The sequence below is a fragment of the Mycobacterium sp. ITM-2016-00318 genome (assembly GCF_002968285.2).
In the GTDB taxonomy this organism is placed as follows: domain Bacteria; phylum Actinomycetota; class Actinomycetes; order Mycobacteriales; family Mycobacteriaceae; genus Mycobacterium.
In genome coordinates, this window is the sequence record NZ_CP134400.1 from 4,276,376 (window position 1) to 4,294,732 (window position 18,357).

Genomic DNA, 18,357 nt, shown 5'->3' on the forward strand with positions numbered 1-18,357 from the left:
GTGATCGCCCGCATCGCTGCCGCGGTGGCCGCCGCATCGATTGCCTTCGCTCCCACGGCCGTCGCCTCCCCGCCGGCACCCCCGTCGCCGATCATTCCGCCGCCGGTTCAGCCCGCCAACATCGGCGATCTGAAGACCGAGGCACGGGCCTACTACGGCAGCGGCGCCTATCTCACCGACCTCCAGCAGGCCGCCTGGCCCGCCATTCCGTGGATCATCGAGCGGGCCCCGCTGGTAGACCGGCCCGCGGTGGTCTTCGACATCGACGAAACCTCGTTGTCGAACTACGAAGCACTGAAGGCCAACGACTTCGGGCGTATCGTCGCCGGTCCGTGCGAGCTGCCTGGAGGTCCGTGCGGGTTGCAGGATTGGGATCTGCTCGCCGAGTCGACGCTGATACCGCCGACGATGGACGTGTTCAACACCGCGAAGGATCGCGGTGCGGCGATCTTCTTCATCACCGGCCGGCCCGAATCGCAGCGCGCTGCCACCGAACGCAACCTCGCCGACGTCGGATACACCGGCTATTCCCGGCTGATCATGAAACCGACCGGCGGCCATTTCGGCTCGGCTGCTGACTTCAAAGCCCCTGCACGGCAGTCGATCTCAGCCGATGGATACACCATCATCGCCAACATGGGTGACCAACCCTCAGACCTCGACGGCGGATTCGCCGAGCGCACGTTTCTGTTACCGAACCCGTTCTACCGCATTCCCTGAACGCCGAAACTCACGTTCTGGCGCATTTGTGCGAGTAGATCGCGCCATTTTGTCGATCTCGGGATTACCGGTCAGTGCACCAGCTGGCGTGACAGCTCGGCGAGCGACTGGCGGGCGTAGCCCTTCCACAGCCGCCCGAACACGGGCAGCAGCGGCGCCGTCAGCGCGCTGCGCGGATGAATCGTCCACCGCCACGTCACGTTGGTGCCGTTGCCGATCGGCTCGAAAGTCCACACGCCCTCAACATGGTCGACCAACGGCGACAGCGGGCCCTTGACGTCGGACAGCGTGTATCCGAACGAATGCGGCGCATCGAAGTGAGTGAGCTTCTCCTGCATGCTGCCGCCGCCGACGAGGACGACCGTGCGTGTTTGCCCGGCAGCATCCCAGTCACCGGTCTGATTCCTGGTTTCCTTGATCGGCGGGATCGGGCCGTACCACTTGGTGAACAGCTCGGACAGCGGCATCGGAACCATGTCCCGGAACACGTCCGCCTGGCCCATTGCAATTGTGCGGGACTGCTCCACCACCAACGGCTTCGTCATGACATGAAGACTAGCCACCCAGGCGGGGCGCCGCCTTGCCGCTGATCAGCGGGAGATCGAGCATCGTCAGGATGCCCGGCTCGGCCGCGCAGACGGCCGGAACCGAGTTCACACAGTGCGCGGCGGTGCCCACGACACCGAGGTCGGGCCCCTCGTCGCCGGTCTTGGCGTGAAAGCCGTGCACGACGATGTCGAGGTCGGGATTTCCCCTTACCTCCATCTCGTACCGCTGCCCCCCCGGTCCGAAATCCCATGCCGGCACGAGGTTTTCCTCCCCCATCAGCCAGTTCACCGTTACGCGTACGACCGGCTCGCCGTCAACGAGGGCTTCCCAGTGGAACTTGCGCCCCGCGACCTGGCCGGGCTCGATGACACCCAGCGGCGAGTCGATCGACGCCGTCGCCACGGCGGTCTCCTGGGTCGAACGAATCTTCGGGTCCGCGTTGAACCCCATCTCGGCGACGACCATCTTCACGGCCTGGATGAAGCCACTGTCGAGCATTTTCTGCGCAGGTCCCGTCAACGCCTTCTCCGGGAATTCACCGAAGCCCATGACGTGACGAAGTACGTCAGGCGCCTCGTACGAACGCAGATCGGAGAACTCCTCTGCGCGAACGAATGTCACGCCGGTGGAGAACGCCGAGAACAGCAGTGGGAATTTCTCGCTGATGCCGCCGGGTGCCAAGCCGGTGCCGTGCAACGTCACACCGCCCGCCAGCGCCGCTTCCCGCATCGGTGCGGCACTGCGCTCGCTGGGGTACAGCCAGCCGACGGGGGTGACGACGTTCTTGCCCGACCGCAGCAGCGCGGCCACCTCGTCGGGATTGGCCATCAGCGGCGCATAGATCACTGCGTCCGCGTCGAGGGCGACGATGTCGTCGATGCTGTTGGTGGCGGTCACGCCGAGCGGGGCGATTCCCGCCAGTTCGCCGACGTCGCGGCCCGCCTTGTCCGGCGAGTGCACCCAGCAGCCGACGAGATCGAGGTCCGGGTGCTCCAGCACGCCCCTGATCGCCGCAACGCCGACGCCGCCGGTGGCCCACTGAACGACCCGAAGGCCCATGTCATTCCTCCCGCCGTCGCAGAACTAGAACACGTTCTACTCAGGTGTACACCACGGGGCGCAAGGGCACGTCACAATTGCCCCTCAGCCCGCCGTATTCGTCGTCGACCTGTACCTAACTCCACAGCCGGGGCCACGCCGCGCTATGTTTCACCTCGACCGCGCAGTGCAGCGAAGGGACCAGAACATGCCGAACAAGGTTTTTGTCGTCGGGGTCGGGATGACCAAGTTCGAGAAGCCGGGCCGCCGCGAGGGGTGGGACTACCCCGATATGGCGCGCGAATCGGGCACTAAAGCGCTCGAGGACGCCGGCATCGACTATTCCGAGGTGCAGCAGGGTTTCGTCGGCTATTGCTCGGGTGACTCGACGTCGGGCAACCGTGCCCTTTACGAACTGGGCATGACGGGCATCCCGATGGCCAATGTCAACAACAACTGCTCGACGGGTTCGACGGCGCTCTTCCTGGCCGCACAGACGATTCGCGGCGGTCTCGTCGACTGTGCGATCGCGCTCGGCTTCGAGAAGATGCAGCCCGGCGCGCTGCAGGGCGGCGCAGAGGACCGCGAGTCGCCGCTGGGCCGTCACATCAAGGCGCTCGCCGAGGTCGACGAGTTCGCATTCCCGGTCGCACCGTGGATGTTCGCCGCGGCGGGGCGCGAGCACATGCGCCGATACGGCACCACCGCAGAGCATTTCGCGAAGATCGGCTACAAGAACCACAAGCACTCGGTGAACAACCCGTATGCGCAGTTCCAGGAGGAGTACACGCTCGACGACATCCTCGCTGCGAAGATGATCTCCGATCCGGTGACCAAGCTGCAGTGCTCGCCCACCTCCGACGGGTCGGGCGCGGCGATCCTGGCAAGCGAGGCGTTCGTCGACAAGCACGGACTCGCAGGCCAGGCCGTCGAGATCGTCGGCCAGGCGATGACCACCGACTTCGAGAGCACCTTCGACGGCAGCGCGCGCAACGTCATCGGTTACGACATGAACGTGCAGGCCGCTCAACAGGTTTACGGCCAGTCGGGGCTTGGCCCGGCCGACTTCCAGGTGATCGAGCTGCACGACTGCTTCTCGGCCAACGAACTGCTGCTGTATGAGGCCCTCGGCCTCTGCGCAGAGGGTGAGGCGCCGAAGCTGATCGACAACGGCGACACCACCTACGGCGGTCGCTGGGTGGTCAACCCGTCCGGCGGACTGATCTCGAAGGGCCACCCGCTCGGCGCGACGGGCCTTGCCCAGTGCGCGGAGCTGACCTGGCAGCTGCGGGGCGCAGCCGACAAGCGTCAGGTCGACAATGTGGCGGCGGCACTGCAGCACAACATCGGCCTCGGCGGCGCAGCGGTGGTGACGGCCTACCAGCGCGCCGAGCGGTAGGCACTCATCGAGACGGCACTGACGGCGGCGGCTACTCGAACTTCTCCGCCGTGTGTGCAGTGTCGACGCCAATAAGTCAGTCGCGCTGCTCGATGACGTCGTAGGCGTTGTCGGCGTAGCGGGCGCGGATCGTCTTCTTGTCGAACTTGCCGACGCTGGTCAGTGGCACCGCCTCGATGAACGCCCACCGCTCGGGAAGCCACCAACGAACGACCTTGTCGCCGAGAAACTCTCGTAGCTCCTTGGCGCACACCTTGGCGCCCTCGTTGACGACGACGACCGCTAGCGGCCGCTCCTGCCAGCGCTCGTCGGGCACCGCGACGACCGCGGCCTCGGAAACCGCGGGGTGGCCCATGAGGTGGTTCTCCAGTTCGACCGACGAGATCCATTCGCCGCCGGACTTGATGACGTCCTTGGCCCGGTCGGTCAGCGTGACGTAGCCGAAGGGGTCAATGCGGCCGACGTCACCGGTGTGCAGCCAACCGCCGTCGAACTTCGACTCGTCTTGGTTGAGATAGTACGAGCCGGTAACCCAGGGGCCGCGGACCTGCACCTCGCCGACCGCCTTGCCGTCGTGCGGAAGCGCATTGCCGTCGTCGTCGACGATCCGCGCCTCCACGCCGCACACCGGCCGACCCTGGGTGGAGCGAAACCCCCATTGCTGATCTTCGGGAACTCCGGGAAGCGGGCGCGCCACCGTGCCCAGCGGCGAAGTCTCGGTCATCCCCCACAGTTGCAGGATCCGGACGCCGTACCGCTCTTCGAATGTCTTCATTATCGATGTCGGCACGGCCGACCCCCCGCAGCCGACCAGCCGCAAAGACGAGAAGTCGTGATTCGGATCCTTCTCCAGGTAGTGCATCACGTCGTTCCAGATGGTCGGAACGGCGCCGGCCACAGTGGGCCGTTGCGTCTCGATCAGATCGATCAATGACTTCGGGTCCAGGAAGCGGTCCGTCAGCACCAGATCGGCACCCGCCATCAACGCGGCATAAGGCAACCCCCATGCGTTGGCGTGAAACATCGGCGGGATCGGAAGAACCTTGTCGGAGGAGCCCACCCCTATTGCGCTATTGGCGCACATCGCCATCGAATGCAGATAGCTCGAACGGTGGCTGTAGACAACGCCTTTCGGATGCCCTGTGGTGCCGCTGGTGTAGCACATCGCTGCCGCGGACCTCTCGTCGATAGCGGGCCAGTCGAAGGCGGGCGACTCCGCGGCAAGCACCTCGTCGTATCGGAGCACGGTCATGCCCGATGCGGTCAGGGGCTCGATGTCGCCCTCGCCGACCGCGATCACGGTGTGCACGGTTTCCAGCAGCGGGAGAACGGGTGCAAGCTGACCGACCAGCGAAACGTTGGCGAGGATCACCTGGTCTTCGGCCTGGTTGGCGATGAAGGCGATCTGCTCGGGCGACAGCCGGATGTTGAGCGTGTGCAGAACAGCACCCATCGACGGGATGGCCAGGTAGGCGGTCAGGTGTTCGGCGTTGTTCCACATGAACGTCGCCACTCGCTGGTCACCGGTGATACCGACGCGCCGCAACGCATTCGCTAGTCTGGCCGCCTGCTCGCCGAGCTCACGGTAGGTGAGGTGTCGAAATCCCTCCCCGGTTGCCGTCGTCACCTTGCGGTCGCCGTGCACATTGCACGCGTATCGCATGATGCCGGTGATCGTCAGCGGAAAGTCCTGCATCGTGCTGTCCATCGAGTTATCCCCCTCCGACTCCGGGCGCCATGCCCGACGCGGTCAGATAGAGGAGATGCTAATCGGCTGGCAAAGCGGCGTCGGCAGTTCCGCTCATTGACGTCCATGCAGGTTTACGGCGCCGGAAGAACCAGCGGATACGTCGCTCAACACCGCGGCTCGGCGTCCGATGCGCCTTGCGGAGCCGCTCCATCTCGACATGCTCGAGCGGCTCCTCGCCGACGGCCTCCAGCGGCGTGTCCGCCAGCGCCTTCAACGGCGAGTCCGGGGCCAGCAGCGCCTGCCAGCCGCCGGGCACGCCCACGATGCCGTGCCCCCGCGCGCTGTCACGGAGCGCGTCGCCGAGCTCGGCGTCGAGCAGCTGGCGCACCATGTCGGCCCCGTGCCTCGGATTGGCCAGCATCCACGAGTGGTACGCGCCGGGCACCCGGTACAGGGCGCCGTCGGTGCGCTCGGCCATGTCGAGCGCGCTGCGAAACGGGACTACAAGATCATGTTCGCCGTGCACGACGATGGTCGGCACGTTCTGCTCGCGCATCGCCTCCAGCATCGGCGTTGAATCGCCGGACGCGATGATGGCTCGCAGGGCGCCGGGCAGCCCGAGCGGCGTTCGCACGTTGCGTGCGAGCGCACCTGCCATCTGCCGCATGTAGCGCTTGCGTTCCGGCGCAGGCAGCCTGCTCGGATCACGCGGCGCGTCATAGGCCGCGTTCACCAACGCCTGCGCGGCCCGGCGCGGCGACCGAAGCGGTGCGCGGACGGACTCGTCGAACGGCGAGCCCGCGGCGGCATTCAGCAGCACCGCGGCCAGCACCCGCTCGGGGGCGACGGCGGCCAGCTGAACGGTCATCCGGCCACCCATCGAATGGCCGAGGAAGACAGCCTCGCGGACACCGAGTGCATCGAGTGCGCGCAGGGTCAGGTCGACCCGATCGCTCAAGTCGGCCGCGCTGCGGGGCAGGTCGGGCGTGACGCCGTGGCCGGCCGCGTCCAGCGCGACGACCAGGAACCCCATACCCGCCAACCGGCTCAACAGTCGCACGTAGGCCCGGCCGCTCAGGGCGATGCCGTGCAGGAACACCAGCGGCACACCCTGGCCGCCGACGGTCACTCCCACCTTGTGCCCGTCGTCGAGCGTCATGACGTGGTGGGAGAGCCGGACCCTGGTAGCCGTATCCGGTTGGCGAGCTACCGATGTCTGACTCACAGGGTCATGGTTAACCACTCTCACGGGCCTTGGCCACCTCCACCGGTGTGGAGTTGGTTACGGTCGCCGCGACCTGCGACGGACCTCACGGACACGCCAGTTCGTGTGCCTGGTCAGAGCCGGCGAGTCAGCTGGGAACGAAATGGCTGTCGCACGCGCTCTATTTGGGGGATCATTGATAATACAAATCACGAGAGGTGCGGTTATGCGCAAGAAAATGACGCTCGCTACCGCGGTGGTGGGTGCCTGCGCCGCGATGGCCGCGCCGGCAGGCATCGCCTCGGCCGACGAGCGAAGCGCGCAAGAGGTCATCAGTGACCTGCAGAGTAAGGGGTACACCGTCAACATCGACCGCAGCGGCAGTGCGCCGATGAGTGAATGTGTGGTAACCAACGTGCGCAACCCGAAGTCGGTGCAGCAGTGGGTGCCCTACATCGGCCCCGGCAACAACGGCTTCGGCGACGACCGCGCGCTGGTTCTGGAGACGGTCAGCCAGTCGATATCGGTGACGCTGGACTGCAACCGCCGCTAGACGACGGAAGAAGGCCCGGCCGGTGGCGGACCGGCCGGGCCTTCTTGTCTGTGCGGCCTACACCGGGGCGGGGACGCGTTCGTCGCGCGGCGTGTGGTCCTCGTCGACCATGGTCAGCTCGTCGAACGGATCGTCGCCGCGGAGCACAGTATCGACCTGGTCCTTGTCGACGGTATTGGTCCACGACCCGACGAGCAGCGTGGCGACGGCGTTGCCGGAGAAGTTCGTGACCGCGCGAGCTTCGGACATGAACCGGTCGATGCCGACGATCAGGCCGACTCCGTCGAGCAGGTCGGGACGGTGGCTCTGCAGGCCGCCAGCCAGCGTGGCCAGGCCTGCGCCGGTGACACCTGCCGCGCCCTTGGAGGCGACGATCATGAACACCAGCAGCCCGATCTGCTCGCCGACCGACAGCGGGCTGCCCATCGCATCGGCGATGAACAACGAGGCCATGGTCAGGTAGATCGCGGTGCCGTCCAGGTTGAACGAATAGCCGGTCGGTACGACAACTCCGACGGTGCTGCGATCCACCCCAAGGTGCTCCATCTTGGCGATGAGCCGAGGCAGCGCGGACTCCGAGGACGACGTCGAGAAGATCAGCAGGTATTCGCGGGCCAAGTAGCGCACCAGCTTGAAGATCGACACACCGGCCACCACGCGCAGCAGCGAACCCAGCACGCCGAAGACGAACAGCACGCAGGTGAGGTAGAAGCCGAGCATCAGCGTCAACAGTTGCGCCACGGCGGTCCAGCCCGTCTGCCCGACGACGTTGGCGATGGCACCGAATGCGCCGATCGGGGCCAGCCACAGGATCATCACGAGCACCTTGAACACCAGCTTCTGCAGATGCTCGATGCCACGAAGGACCGGCTCCCCCGCGCTGCCCATCGCCTGCAACGCGAACCCGACGAGGAGCGCGACGAACAGCGCCTGCAGCACACTGCCCGACGTCAGCGCCGAGAACAGACTGTCGGGAATGATGCCCTGGACGAAGTCCATCAGTCCGCCGGACTCGTGCGCCTTCTCGGCGAGTTCGGCGCCCTTACCCGCACCCTCCGTCAGGTTCATGCCGCTGCCGGGGTGGATCAGATTGCCGACGACGAGACCGATCGCGAGCGCGAACGTCGACATCACAAGGAAGTAGACGAACGCGAGGCCGCCGACCTTGCCGACGGTGGCCGCTTTACGGACCGACCCGATGCCGAGCACGATCGTGCAGAAGATGACCGGCGCGATCATCATCTTGATCAGCGCGACGAACATGGTGCCGAGTACGCCGACGCTCTTGCCGACCTCGGGAGCCAGTATGCCGACCGCGACACCGACGACCACCGCGGCGATCACCGCGATGTAGAGCCAGTGGGTGCGGTCCTTGCGACGCGGCGGATCCGCCGGATCGGATACCGGGGGCTGGTGGTCAATGACTGACATGTGCTGCTTACCTCCAAGGTCGACATCGAATGTGATGTGCACTCAGGTTCTGCCAGCCGGTGAGCCAGGTCACGTTTTAGTTCATTACGTTCAGCCGCCTGGGCCATGAGCGCAATGAAGGCCGCACCTGATCTGTACTCGGCGCACACCGGGCCGGCTCTCGCCAACGCGCACTATGTCAGCGAGCCAGATCGGGTGGGGAATCCCGGAACCGGGATGACCAATATGCACGCGCTGCGGGCTGCCGGGAATCACCATGTGCAATGACGCGAACTGCTTTCATTGACGATGTGACCGCTTCGGTGACGACCGCCGATGGTCGGCAGCTGGCGTATCTCGAAGTCGGAAATCCAGATGGGCCGCTGGTCATGCACAACCACGGCGGCCCCAGCAGCAGGCTCGAGGCGCGCCTGCTGGCGGCCGCCGCGGCGAAGAACGGGTTGCGACTGATCTGCGTGGACCGTCCCGGCATGGGTCAGTCCAGTACCCAGAAGGTGCGGACCTATTCCGGCTGGGCGGACGACCTGGTGGCAATCGCCGACGCGCTGGAATGTCAGACGTTCGGCGTGACGGGTTGGTCGGAGGGCGGGCCGTGGGCGCTGGCTGCGGCGGCCTACATCGACCCCGCCCGCCTTCACCACGTGAGCAGCATCGCTCCGGGCAGCTACGGCGCGTTCAGAGACAACTCGGCGGCGCAATACCTTTCGAAGGTCGACGCGTTCGGCGGCTCCCTGGCGTTGCGCTTCGAACCCGGCTTCCGGCTGATGTATGCCGCGCTCGGGGTGTCGGCCAGACGGTTCCAGAACAACTTCGTAAAGCAGATCCGAAACACCGTCAGCGAGTACGACCAACGGCTGCTGTCTGACCCGAAGATCGCCAAAGGCTTCGGCGACTCCTGTGCCGGATGCTTCGTCCAAGGGTCCGAGGGCCTTGTCCGCGACGCCGAACTGCTTTATCGGCGTCGGGCTTTCGATGTCGGTGCGATCGAGCGGCCGGTGCACCTGTGGCAGGGCATGGACGACGCTCTCGTGCCCGACCCGATCAACAGGGCGGTCGCCGACGCGATGCCCGGCGCCGTGTGGCATCCCGTCGAGGGGGCAGGTCATTTCGTCGCGATCGGTGCCGGCGAGGAGATCTTCGCTGTCGCCGCCAAGGAGTTGGGCGCATCGTGAGCAAGTGGTGGCCGCGGTCGCTGGCCGGACAGGCGATCGCCTTGCAGATCTTGGTGATCGCCGTCGTCGTTCTGGCCGGAAGCGGCCTGGCACTTCTGGACGCCCGCCAGGACGGCGATGCCGCCGCACGCCAGCAGGTCGTCGCCATCGCGACGGCGCTGGCCGACTCGCCATCGACGGCTGCGGCCATCGAATCCGGAAGGGCCACAGAGATTTTGCAGCCCGTCACAGAAGCGGTTCGCACCAACACCGACATCGCGTTCATCACGATCATGTCGCCCGACGGCACCCGCTTCACGCACACCGACCCCCAGCAGATCGGCGGACACTACCTCGGTTCCATCGAACCCGCGCTTCGCGGGGACACGTTCACCGAGGTGTACACCGGCACGCTGGGCCCGTCCATCCGGACGATCGTGCCTGTGCGCGACGACTCCGGCACGATCGTCGGCCTCGTGGCGGCAGGTATCACGCAGCAGACGCTGGCGGACCGCTGGCGATCGCAGTGGCTGACGATTGCGGTGGTGAGCGTTGCGGCGCTGGCGATCTCGCTTGTCGGAGTGTGGGCCATCCGGCGTCGTCTGCTCCGCCAGACCCATGGGCTGCGACCCGACGAGCTACGGGTGATGTACGAGCACCACGACGCGATACTGCATTCGGTGTCCGAGGGGCTCATCGTTCTCGACCGCACCGGCGTGGCATTGGTCAACGACGAGGCGCGCAGGCTGCTCGGGCTCCCGCCCGGTCCCGTCACCCGCTCGGATCTGCCCGAGTTCCTGCGCACCTACAACCCCGGCGCCCGTGACGAGGTGCACGTGACCGACGAACGCGTGCTGGTGGTGAACCGGTCCCAGGTCGACAATCGATCCCAGGACTCCGAAGTCGTCACCATCCGCGACCGCACCGAATTGCAAGGCGCCCTCGGCGAACTCAGCTCGCTGCAGGTGCTGACCGACTCACTGAGGTCGCAGGCGCACGAGGCAGCCAACAAGCTGCATACCGTGATCACCATGGTGGAAATGGGGCGCGCCGAGGAAGCCGTCACATTCGCGACCAACGAGCTCGAGCTCTCCCAGCGACTGGTGGACCGACTGTCGACCGACGTCGGCGAGCCTGCGCTTGTCGCACTGCTTCTCGGGAAGACGGCGCAGGCCGACGAACGCGGCATCGAGCTATCGGTCACCGAGGAGACCCACCTGCCGTTCAACGCCGACGACGTGCCGCTGTCCGGCCAGGAGATGGTGACCGTGCTGGGAAACTTGATCGACAACGCCATGGACGCGTGCGACCGCGAAGATCCGTGGGTCGAGGTGACCGTCAACCAGGTCGACAGCAGGTTGCTCATCCGGGTGGCCGACAGTGGTTCCGGCATGGACGCCGCAACCTTCGAAAAGGCGATGCAGCGCGGCTATTCGACGAAGTCGGGATCCGACGCCGAACAGCACGGCCTCGGGCTGGCCCTTGTGGCGCAGGTCGTCAAGCGTCACAACGGCACGCTGACCGCCGACGTGACCTACGGCTCGGTGGTCACGGTGACGGTGAGCGACTCGTGATCAAGGTGTTGATCGTCGAGGACGAGCCGTTGATCGCGGAGGCACATCAAAGTTATCTGCAACGGCTGGAGGGTTTTTCGGTGTCATCGGTGGCCCACACCGCTCGCGATGCGATGCGCGCCGCCACCGATGCGGCGGCCAACGAGACGCCTATCGATCTCGTGCTGCTCGACATCGGATTGCCCGACGCCAGCGGCATCGCCCTTGCCTCCGCCCTGTCGGGGCTGCGCCCAGCACCCGACATCATCGCGATTACTTCCGAGCGGGATCTGGAGATGGTGCGGGCCGCCGTCGGCCATGGTGCAATCGCCTATCTGCTCAAGCCGTTCACGTTCGCGGCGTTCCGCGACCGGCTGGAGCGATACCAACGCTACCGGGAAGCGTTGCCTGCGGGCACCGATGCGGCCAGCCAGGCAGAAGTCGACCGTGCTCTGGCCGAACTACGGATCGGCACCTACCGATCCGCCGCCCCGAAGGGTGCGGCCGCGGGCACGAATGACGAGATCGCCCGTGTGGTACGCGATTCCGCCGACGGAATCACCGCGGATGCGGTCGCAAAGGCAGTCGGCGTTTCACGAGTGACCGCGTGGCGCTACCTGGAACGCCTCGCCGACGAAGGCACAGTCACCCGGCACACCGATTACGGCAAGGCGGGCAGGCCGAAAACCCGCTATGAGTGGCGCTAGACGCCGACAGGCTGCGGGGCGCGCAACTGAGGTGCTGCACCCACATGCACGTTGATCAGCTGCTCGGTCGCGGCTTCGCTCGAATCCACCGAAACGGACATGACCGTGATGGCGCCCGTGTGGTCGGCGATGTAGAGGCGTGTGCCGTCGGGGCTGATCGCGACACCGGACGGCGCGTCGACCACGGTCAGCCGCTCGATGACCGAGTTGGTCTCGGTGCAGAGCACGGCGACGTGCTCGTAGTCGGCGATGTAGAGGCGGGCGCGGTCGGCACTGAGCGCCATCTGCATCGGCGCGCCACCGATCCCGACCTTGGCGGTGATCTCGTCGATCGCGGTGTCGATGACGTCGACGGAGCCGCCCCAGTGGGGGTCGAAGCTGGCGACGTACGCCAAGGCGCCGTCACGGCTGAGTACGACATCCCGGATCGGCGACGCGATGGGCACCTGGCGGATCGTGAGCCCCTTGGCGGCATCGACGACCAGCAGTCTGCCGCTGGTGGCATCGGAGGTGGCGACGTAGACGAAGCGGCCGTTGGGGCTGACGCGCACGGCGTCGACCGTGCGGCCTGCGCCGTCGGCGAGGTCAATGGTGTTCGTCCGACCGAAGGTGTTGACCACCGCGAGACCCAAGCGGTCTCCGGCGAGGCCGGCGAAGATGCGCGTGCCGTCGGGGCTCACCGCGACGTCGGTGGCGACACCGTCGACGGGGTAGTTGGCGATGACCTGCTTGTTCACCGTGTCGATCACCGCGACCGAGTCGTACTGGTGCCCGGAGATCGTGACGTAGGCGCGCCTCTCGGCGGCGGTCACCAGGTGCGGTTCCACCGCTGCCATCTCGATGTCGGCGTCGACGGTCAATGCGTAGGCGTCGATGAGCGAGACGCAGCCGTCGCCGTAGTGGGTAGCGATGACGGTGGTGCCGTCGGCGGTGACAGCGAGGTCGGCGATCGGGCCGCGTTCGACGTCGATCGAGCCGAGCATGGCGAAGTCCGGTTCTACCGTGGTCTCGGTCGCGTCCGCTGGGACAGTGTTCTTGTGCATGACAGTATTTGCCCTGTTCATCAGTGCTTGTGCCGGTTGTGGCTTCGTCCGGCAATGACATACGTCTTGCTACGCAATGTGTGCGCAGGCTCCGGTCGAGTGTAGCGACGAAAATTCACTCGCCGAGAAGCATTGTCCGGCGATTGTCGACGACTCCTTTAATTGTCTCAGGCCACGCTTAAGAAACTTTTCGTTATGAATTCGTGACCCTGCCCCAGCAAGGCCTATCAGCCCACTGAAGTGGTGTTATCCGGTCTCGGCAAGCCCGAAACGACAATGTGACGCATGAGGTTGAATAACGAATTCTTAGTTTTGGGCCGGAAAATGAGATGCAGAACACACCGCGCCGTTCCAGCAAACTCGTGTCGCGTCTCGCGATCGAATTCGCCGCTGTGCAGGACACCGCACATTTCGGGCGTCATGCCGTCATCGGCACACCGCGGAGGTTCGCTGGGACACCCGGGCGCGAGGCCGGACGAATCTTCCGAAGGTCAAATCGTCTCCTGATCCCTCGCGCGCGCTAGAACGGCAGCCGGATCCCTCCGAGGATCGCTCCGAAGTCCGGCATCGGCAGCGGTGGCGGCAGCGCGGGCATGGGCGGCGGCGCAGGCAGCACGGGCAGCTGCGGTGGAGGCGCTGCGGGCAGCACCGGCAGTTCCGGCAGCACCGGCGCCTGCACGGGCGGAGCCACCGGCGCGGCCGGCAACTCCGGCGGAACGAACGCCGGGACCGGGACGGCCGCCGGCTCCGGCAGGTCCGGAATCGGCGCCCGCACAGGCGGATCGATCTTCGGCGGCACGACCTTCGGCAGGATGTCGGCCCGCGGCAGGTCAGCCTTCGGCAGCTCGACGGGCTTGGGCAGCTCGACGGGCTTGGGCAGCTCGACCGGCTTGGGCAGATCGACCGGCTTGGGCAGGTCGGCGGGTGCGGGCTTCGGCATGTCCAACGGCGCGGGCTTCGCCGCCTCGACCGGGTCGGGCTTCGCCAGCGGGGCCGGCTTCCACCATCCCGCGGACGGTCCGGCGCCCGGTGTCGCGGGCGCCTTCTCCGTGATCGGCGACGGTGCGGTGAGCGGCGATGTCGGCGCGGTCGGCGCGGTCGGCGCGGTAAGCGGTGATGTCGGCGATGTCGGCGCGGTCGGGGCGGCCGCCGGCTGGGGTGCGGTCGGCAGCGACGGCCCCTGCTTCGGGGCGGCAAGGGCCGTGGTGTCGGGCACCGTGGCCGCCGCAGGCTCCGGCGCTGACGCCAGCGGCGTCCCGTTCGTGTCGAAGGAGCCGGCATTGACCGGCGGACCGCCCACGCCGTAGGGACTGCGCTGATCGATCGGCGCCGTTCCGAACGGACGGATGTTGACGGCCTCCTGGGCGCCGTCATCCATGCCGGTCGGGATCGCGATGATGAAGTTCATCCCTGTCGTCACCGGATTGGGGAAGTACAGGATGCTCGCCTGCGTCGGTGCGCCCGGGCTGATCGTCCGGTTGTATCCGGCTTCGACGAGCACCCGCGCCGGCGCATCGACCATCGTCACCAGCGGACTGGGCACCCCTGCCTCGGTGAGCGGCATCAGCAACGGAAGGCGCTGGCTCGGGATCATGTAGTAATCGGTGTCGCCGTAGGCACCCTGATACAGCGCGTCGCCGAGCCCGACACTCTGATAGTCGCCGTGCAGGTAGTGAATGCCCGCGACGGTGTTCGCCGTCGCAAACGGGTTGAGCGGGTTGTTGGGGAAGTCGGACCAGCCGTCGTACTGGCGAGTGATGTCGACGGTCTTGAAATCGGTGTTGGTGGGCGTGGCACCGTCGAATGTGATGCCCGCGAAAGGCACCGTGAGGCCCTCGAAGCGTTGCAGGATACCGCCGTTGGGCCGGTTCGGGTTTCCGATCAACACGAATGACGCCGGCAGCGTCGAACCCGCCGCCGCCAGGTTGCCCTTCTGGATCGACGCAATGCGTGCGCTCTGGGAGTAGCCGAACACCACAATCGACTCGCCCGCGGGCTGCGCATTCATCGCCTGGTCCAGATTGACGACACCCTGGCCGACGGATTGGTCGAACGGCATCACACCGGAGACGGGCATGAATTGCTCGGGTGTGCTCACGGCGGTGGGGGTGCAGGCGTCGCTACCGCAGAATCCGGTGAGCACGATGTAGTCGTTGTTGGCGTCGGTGGTGTAGCCGTCGATGAATTCCGGCGTGTCCAGCGGAGTGCTCAGCGGATGCCCGGTGCCACCCATGATCAGAGCGGTAGCGGTGAGCGCGACCAGCGCAGTCATCGTCTGCAGGCTTACCAGCACGACCGTGGAAGCAAGCGCGAATACGACCACAGCAACGGAGTAAAAGAGACGGCGCACAGCAGGCCCCCAGAGGCTTTAATTGCAGTTCCACGCCCCCGCGCGCCGAGCCAGTGATATGTGGCTCATGTGAATTCTGCGACTTAAACGGTTTGCTCGCAACTATTTGTCCAAATCCGCGCTGGCCACATTGACGCGTAGCCGCTCCCGACGGCCTTCAGGTTCGCTAGTTTCGGCGTCGTGGCCGACCTGACTAACCGCCAGATCCTGCTTCGCCGCCGCCCCGTCGGGCTGGTCAAACCCGAGGACACCGAGCAGGTCATTGCACCCGCACCCGAGCCTGGCGAGGGCGAGGCGCTGCTGCGCACCACTTATATCGGCATGGACGCAGCGGTCCGGACCTGGCTGGACGACCAGCCGGGCTACCTCCCGCCTGTCCAACTCGGTGAGGTGATCCGCGCGGCGGGAATTGGTGAGGTGGTGGCGTCGCGCTGCGCGGCCTACGCCGTGGGCGACGTCGTCACCACGCTGACCGGATTCCAGGATTACGTGATCATCCGCGACGACATCTTCGCGACGCCAGTCGAGGGCTACACGGACCAGCTCGCGGTCATGTCGGTCTACGGCCCGACCGGCGCCACGGCGTATTTCGGGATGACCGGCGTCGGCAGACCACAGCCCGGGGAGACGGTCGTCGTCTCAGCGGCGGCAGGTGCCACGGGTTCGGTCGCGGGTCAAATCGCGCGGATCGCCGGCGCCCGGGTGGTCGGGATTGCGGGTGGGCCGGAGAAATGCCGGGCGGTCGTCGAGGACTTCGGGTTCGACGCGTGCATCGACTACAAGAACGATGACTTGCGCGCAGCGCTCAAACAGCACTGCCCCGCAGGCGTGAACGTCTACTTCGACAATGTGGGTGGCCCGATCCTGGACGCGGTGCTGGGCCGGCTTGCGCCCAAAGCCCGTGTCGTGCTGTGCGGTGTCATCTCCAGCTATCTCACCGGCGAGCACCCGGGACCCGCAAACTACGTGAACCTGCTGGCGAAGACCGCGACGATGCAAGGGTTCAACGCGCTCGACGAGTGGGGTCGTTTCGAGGAAGCCTTCACCGCCCTGAGCGGCTGGGAGCAGCAGGGGCTGCTGGCGCACCGACAGACGGTTTTCGATGGCCTCGAGTCCTGCGTCGACGCGCTCAACGGCCTTTTCACCGGAGCCAACATCGGCAAGATGCTGGTGAAAGTCAGCGATCCGACGCCGATCTAGGAATGTGACAGTGGTGAAGCGGGCACGTGTCGCAGCGTCGATCGTGGCCCTGACGGCCCTGATCGGTGGTTGCAGCGGATTCGGCGAGACGCTGCACCGGTTGGCGCGCGAACGCTCCGCATCGGCGACTCCCACGTCGGCGGTCTCGTCGGACGAACTGGTCGCGAACGCCCGCCCCAGTGTGGTGAAAGTGCACGGGGAATCGGAAAGCTGCCTGAAGGTCAGCGAGGGAAGCGGTTTCGTGGTCGCCCCACACAAAGTGATGACAAATGCTCACGTGGTAGCAGGTGCCGAGGCATTCATGGTCGACACGACGACGGAAACACTCGAGGCACACGTCATCTCCTTCGATCCCCGGGCAGACATCGCGGTTCTCGACGTGCCGGAGTTGGCGGCTCGACCGCTGAAGTTCGCCGAATACACCGCGGGCGCCGGCGTTGACACGCTGGTGCTCGGCTTTCCCGGAGCCACGGCGTTCAAGGCCTCCCCTGCCACGATCCGGGAGGTCACCGATATCGAAGGCCCGGATATCTACCGGGCGACGACGATCACGCGGCAGGTGTACATCCTCATCGGCTCGTTTCCGGACGCGGGTTCTAGCGGTAGCGCCGTCGTCGACCTCAACGGCCAAGTTCTCGGTGTGTACTTCGGCGCGGAGACCACGGACACCACGACGGGATTCGCGATGACCGCCGCGCAGGTCGCGCCGCAGATGGCGAAAGCGGACGCGACGCAGGCGACGGATACCGGAGAGTGCGTCTACTGAGGCGCGGGCCTCCGGGCAACCGGCGCCTACGACGCCTCATCCGACGAGCAGTGCTGCGCCGGGCGGCAGCGCGTTCAGCCGCAAGGCGGCCGCGGTCGCCGGTCCGACGATGCCGTCGACCTTCAGTCCCGGTGTGCGCCGCTGAAAGGCCCTGACCGCGGCTTCGGTCTGCGGCCCGAAATCGCCGTCGACCGTGACACCCAGTTGACGCTGGAGTTCGGCGACCTGCGGCCCCTCCGAACCGCGGAAAAGCAGGACATCGGCGTACACGCCGACGGGGACCGGCGGCCGGGGTGTCGGCGCGGTATCCGACTGGGTTCCGATACGGGCCTGGATGTCGGCGCGCAAGATGTCCATATCGATCGCGCCGGGATCCCACTTCCCCTGCGCCCGACCGGCGTACTCCTTGTGTCCGATGGTGCGGGCCGACGTCTGCGACAGCCGGCGATTCAGGGCGGCGCAGGTGTTCACCAACGAAAAATATTGCGCGTCCGGCCAATTCGTGCGATGCCGAGCCGTCGGGCTGGTACCGCTGTTGGCGCATTCGATGCCGATCAAGTGCCAGTTACCCATGTTGGTCGGAAGCCACGGGTACATGCCGACGCCGGCATGCCACGCGACGCCGACCGCCACCACCGTGACCGTGCCGTCACGCGCGATGTGCAGCTGCGACAGCGGCCCCGCCAGATCTCGGCGACCGTTGGCGATCGACGCCGCGGTCGCATTGTCGGATCCGGTGTGGTGCACCATCACGCCGCGGATGTCCTTGAAGTTCCCGTGTCCGCGGTTCTGCCAGCCGGGGAACTCGACGAGCTTGACGCCCCCGGCGCGCAGCACGTCGGCTATCCACACGGGGTCACCGGTCCAGATCTGTGTCTGTGCCATAACAGGATGGTACGACGGCTAGCTGACAGTCACTTGCATTCGCCGACACCGCGAAAAACACTGGCGTGCAGCTTGTTTGCCGAACTTCGGCCAGTTGGTTCCGCTGGCAGGGACGTCG

Annotated in this window: 17 protein-coding genes; 9 read left to right on the plus strand and 8 right to left on the minus strand. The window is 66.2% G+C overall.

The annotated features are described in order from the left end of the window. A complete protein-coding gene (locus tag C6A82_RS20915; protein WP_105343992.1) occupies window positions 1–720 on the plus strand; it encodes an HAD family acid phosphatase in 720 nt (239 codons plus the stop codon). A gap of 71 nt (window positions 721–791) precedes the next feature. Here the strand turns inward: C6A82_RS20915 and C6A82_RS20920 are convergent, their stop codons facing one another. Together C6A82_RS20920 and C6A82_RS20925 are read right to left on the minus strand one after the other, a co-directional pair. Further along, on the minus strand, window positions 792–1,265 hold the full coding sequence (locus C6A82_RS20920; RefSeq protein ID WP_105343990.1) for an SRPBCC family protein: 474 nt from the start codon (window positions 1,263–1,265) through the stop codon (window positions 792–794). A 10-nt stretch (window positions 1,266–1,275) separates the two neighbouring features. Beyond that, the gene (locus C6A82_RS20925; RefSeq protein ID WP_105343988.1) at window positions 1,276–2,328 is read right to left on the minus strand and encodes a dihydrodipicolinate reductase; all 1,053 of its coding nucleotides are present in this window, start codon (window positions 2,326–2,328) and stop codon (window positions 1,276–1,278) included. Between the two features lie 187 nt (window positions 2,329–2,515). Between C6A82_RS20925 and C6A82_RS20930 the strand changes: the two genes are divergently transcribed. Next, window positions 2,516–3,706, plus strand: a complete 1,191-nt coding sequence (locus C6A82_RS20930; protein WP_105343986.1) for a lipid-transfer protein — start codon at window positions 2,516–2,518, stop codon at window positions 3,704–3,706. A 76-nt stretch (window positions 3,707–3,782) separates the two neighbouring features. Here the strand turns inward: C6A82_RS20930 and C6A82_RS20935 are convergent, their stop codons facing one another. Together C6A82_RS20935 and C6A82_RS20940 are read right to left on the minus strand one after the other, a co-directional pair. Next, window positions 3,783–5,414 carry a long-chain fatty acid--CoA ligase gene (locus C6A82_RS20935; protein ID WP_105343984.1) on the minus strand — a complete coding sequence of 544 codons (1,632 nt, stop codon included), beginning with the start codon at window positions 5,412–5,414 and terminating at the stop codon, window positions 3,783–3,785. A gap of 58 nt (window positions 5,415–5,472) precedes the next feature. Then, complete coding sequence (locus C6A82_RS20940) at window positions 5,473–6,621, minus strand: alpha/beta fold hydrolase (RefSeq protein ID WP_311101450.1); 1,149 nt, start codon at window positions 6,619–6,621, stop codon at window positions 5,473–5,475. A 205-nt stretch (window positions 6,622–6,826) separates the two neighbouring features. Here C6A82_RS20940 and C6A82_RS20945 point away from each other — a divergent pair, with 205 nt between their 5' ends. Next, window positions 6,827–7,153, plus strand: a complete 327-nt coding sequence (locus tag C6A82_RS20945) for a hypothetical protein (RefSeq protein ID WP_105343980.1) — start codon at window positions 6,827–6,829, stop codon at window positions 7,151–7,153. Between the two features lie 57 nt (window positions 7,154–7,210). Here C6A82_RS20945 and C6A82_RS20950 read toward each other — a convergent pair whose 3' ends face one another. Next, window positions 7,211–8,584 (minus strand): cation:dicarboxylate symporter family transporter, encoded by a 1,374-nt coding sequence (locus tag C6A82_RS20950; protein ID WP_105343977.1) that lies wholly within the window; start codon window positions 8,582–8,584, stop codon window positions 7,211–7,213. Window positions 8,585–8,689: 105 nt separating this feature from the next. Here C6A82_RS20950 and C6A82_RS20955 point away from each other — a divergent pair, with 105 nt between their 5' ends. Genes C6A82_RS20955 through C6A82_RS20970 form a run of 4 tightly spaced genes read left to right on the plus strand, consistent with a single transcriptional unit; the run spans window position 8,690 to window position 11,995 of the window. Further along, window positions 8,690–8,851 (plus strand): hypothetical protein, encoded by a 162-nt coding sequence (locus C6A82_RS20955; protein WP_158261620.1) that lies wholly within the window; start codon window positions 8,690–8,692, stop codon window positions 8,849–8,851. Continuing rightward, the gene (locus tag C6A82_RS20960) at window positions 8,848–9,756 is read left to right on the plus strand and encodes an alpha/beta fold hydrolase (RefSeq protein WP_105343975.1); all 909 of its coding nucleotides are present in this window, start codon (window positions 8,848–8,850) and stop codon (window positions 9,754–9,756) included. The genes C6A82_RS20955 and C6A82_RS20960 overlap by 4 nt, the downstream gene beginning before the upstream one ends. Beyond that, entirely contained in the window at window positions 9,753–11,309 is a 1,557-nt protein-coding gene (locus tag C6A82_RS20965) for a sensor histidine kinase (protein WP_311101452.1), read from the plus strand. The genes C6A82_RS20960 and C6A82_RS20965 overlap by 4 nt, the downstream gene beginning before the upstream one ends. Further along, window positions 11,306–11,995, plus strand: coding sequence for a response regulator (locus C6A82_RS20970; RefSeq protein ID WP_105347725.1), 690 nt, complete (start codon window positions 11,306–11,308; stop codon window positions 11,993–11,995). The genes C6A82_RS20965 and C6A82_RS20970 overlap by 4 nt, the downstream gene beginning before the upstream one ends. Here the strand turns inward: C6A82_RS20970 and C6A82_RS20975 are convergent. Together C6A82_RS20975 and C6A82_RS20980 are read right to left on the minus strand one after the other, a co-directional pair. After that, window positions 11,992–13,038, minus strand: coding sequence for a YncE family protein (locus tag C6A82_RS20975; RefSeq protein ID WP_105347726.1), 1,047 nt, complete (start codon window positions 13,036–13,038; stop codon window positions 11,992–11,994). The genes C6A82_RS20970 and C6A82_RS20975 overlap by 4 nt on opposite strands. 520 nt (window positions 13,039–13,558) lie before the next feature. Beyond that, window positions 13,559–15,310, minus strand: a complete 1,752-nt coding sequence (locus C6A82_RS20980) for a PE-PPE domain-containing protein (RefSeq protein WP_142406028.1) — start codon at window positions 15,308–15,310, stop codon at window positions 13,559–13,561. Window positions 15,311–15,568: 258 nt separating this feature from the next. Here C6A82_RS20980 and C6A82_RS20985 point away from each other — a divergent pair, with 258 nt between their 5' ends. Both C6A82_RS20985 and C6A82_RS20990 read left to right on the plus strand, forming a co-directional pair. Further along, on the plus strand, window positions 15,569–16,588 hold the full coding sequence (locus C6A82_RS20985; protein WP_105347731.1) for an NADP-dependent oxidoreductase: 1,020 nt from the start codon (window positions 15,569–15,571) through the stop codon (window positions 16,586–16,588). Between the two features lie 10 nt (window positions 16,589–16,598). Beyond that, a complete protein-coding gene (locus C6A82_RS20990) occupies window positions 16,599–17,354 on the plus strand; it encodes a trypsin-like peptidase domain-containing protein (protein WP_311101453.1) in 756 nt (251 codons plus the stop codon). Between the two features lie 36 nt (window positions 17,355–17,390). Here the strand turns inward: C6A82_RS20990 and C6A82_RS20995 are convergent, their stop codons facing one another. Next, the gene (locus tag C6A82_RS20995) at window positions 17,391–18,239 is read right to left on the minus strand and encodes a peptidoglycan-binding domain-containing protein (protein ID WP_105347735.1); all 849 of its coding nucleotides are present in this window, start codon (window positions 18,237–18,239) and stop codon (window positions 17,391–17,393) included. Window positions 18,240–18,357: the final 118 nt, after the last annotated feature.

What these genes read in the sequence shown, in the direction of transcription:
- C6A82_RS20920 (WP_105343990.1), bottom strand. Translation starts at nt 1,265, where the DNA reads ATGACGAAGCCGTTGGTGGTGGAGCAGTCCCGCACAATTGCAATGGGC.
- C6A82_RS20925 (WP_105343988.1), bottom strand. Translation starts at nt 2,328, where the DNA reads ATGGGCCTTCGGGTCGTTCAGTGGGCCACCGGCGGCGTCGGCGTTGCG.
- C6A82_RS20930 (WP_105343986.1), top strand. Translation starts at nt 2,516, where the DNA reads ATGCCGAACAAGGTTTTTGTCGTCGGGGTCGGGATGACCAAGTTCGAG.
- C6A82_RS20935 (WP_105343984.1), bottom strand. Translation starts at nt 5,414, where the DNA reads ATGGACAGCACGATGCAGGACTTTCCGCTGACGATCACCGGCATCATG.
- C6A82_RS20945 (WP_105343980.1), top strand. Translation starts at nt 6,827, where the DNA reads ATGCGCAAGAAAATGACGCTCGCTACCGCGGTGGTGGGTGCCTGCGCC.
- C6A82_RS20950 (WP_105343977.1), bottom strand. Translation starts at nt 8,584, where the DNA reads ATGTCAGTCATTGACCACCAGCCCCCGGTATCCGATCCGGCGGATCCG.
- C6A82_RS20955 (WP_158261620.1), top strand. Translation starts at nt 8,690, where the DNA reads ATGAGCGCAATGAAGGCCGCACCTGATCTGTACTCGGCGCACACCGGG.
- C6A82_RS20960 (WP_105343975.1), top strand. Translation starts at nt 8,848, where the DNA reads ATGACGCGAACTGCTTTCATTGACGATGTGACCGCTTCGGTGACGACC.
- C6A82_RS20975 (WP_105347726.1), bottom strand. Translation starts at nt 13,038, where the DNA reads ATGCACAAGAACACTGTCCCAGCGGACGCGACCGAGACCACGGTAGAA.
- C6A82_RS20980 (WP_142406028.1), bottom strand. Translation starts at nt 15,310, where the DNA reads ATGACTGCGCTGGTCGCGCTCACCGCTACCGCTCTGATCATGGGTGGC.
- C6A82_RS20995 (WP_105347735.1), bottom strand. Translation starts at nt 18,239, where the DNA reads ATGGCACAGACACAGATCTGGACCGGTGACCCCGTGTGGATAGCCGAC.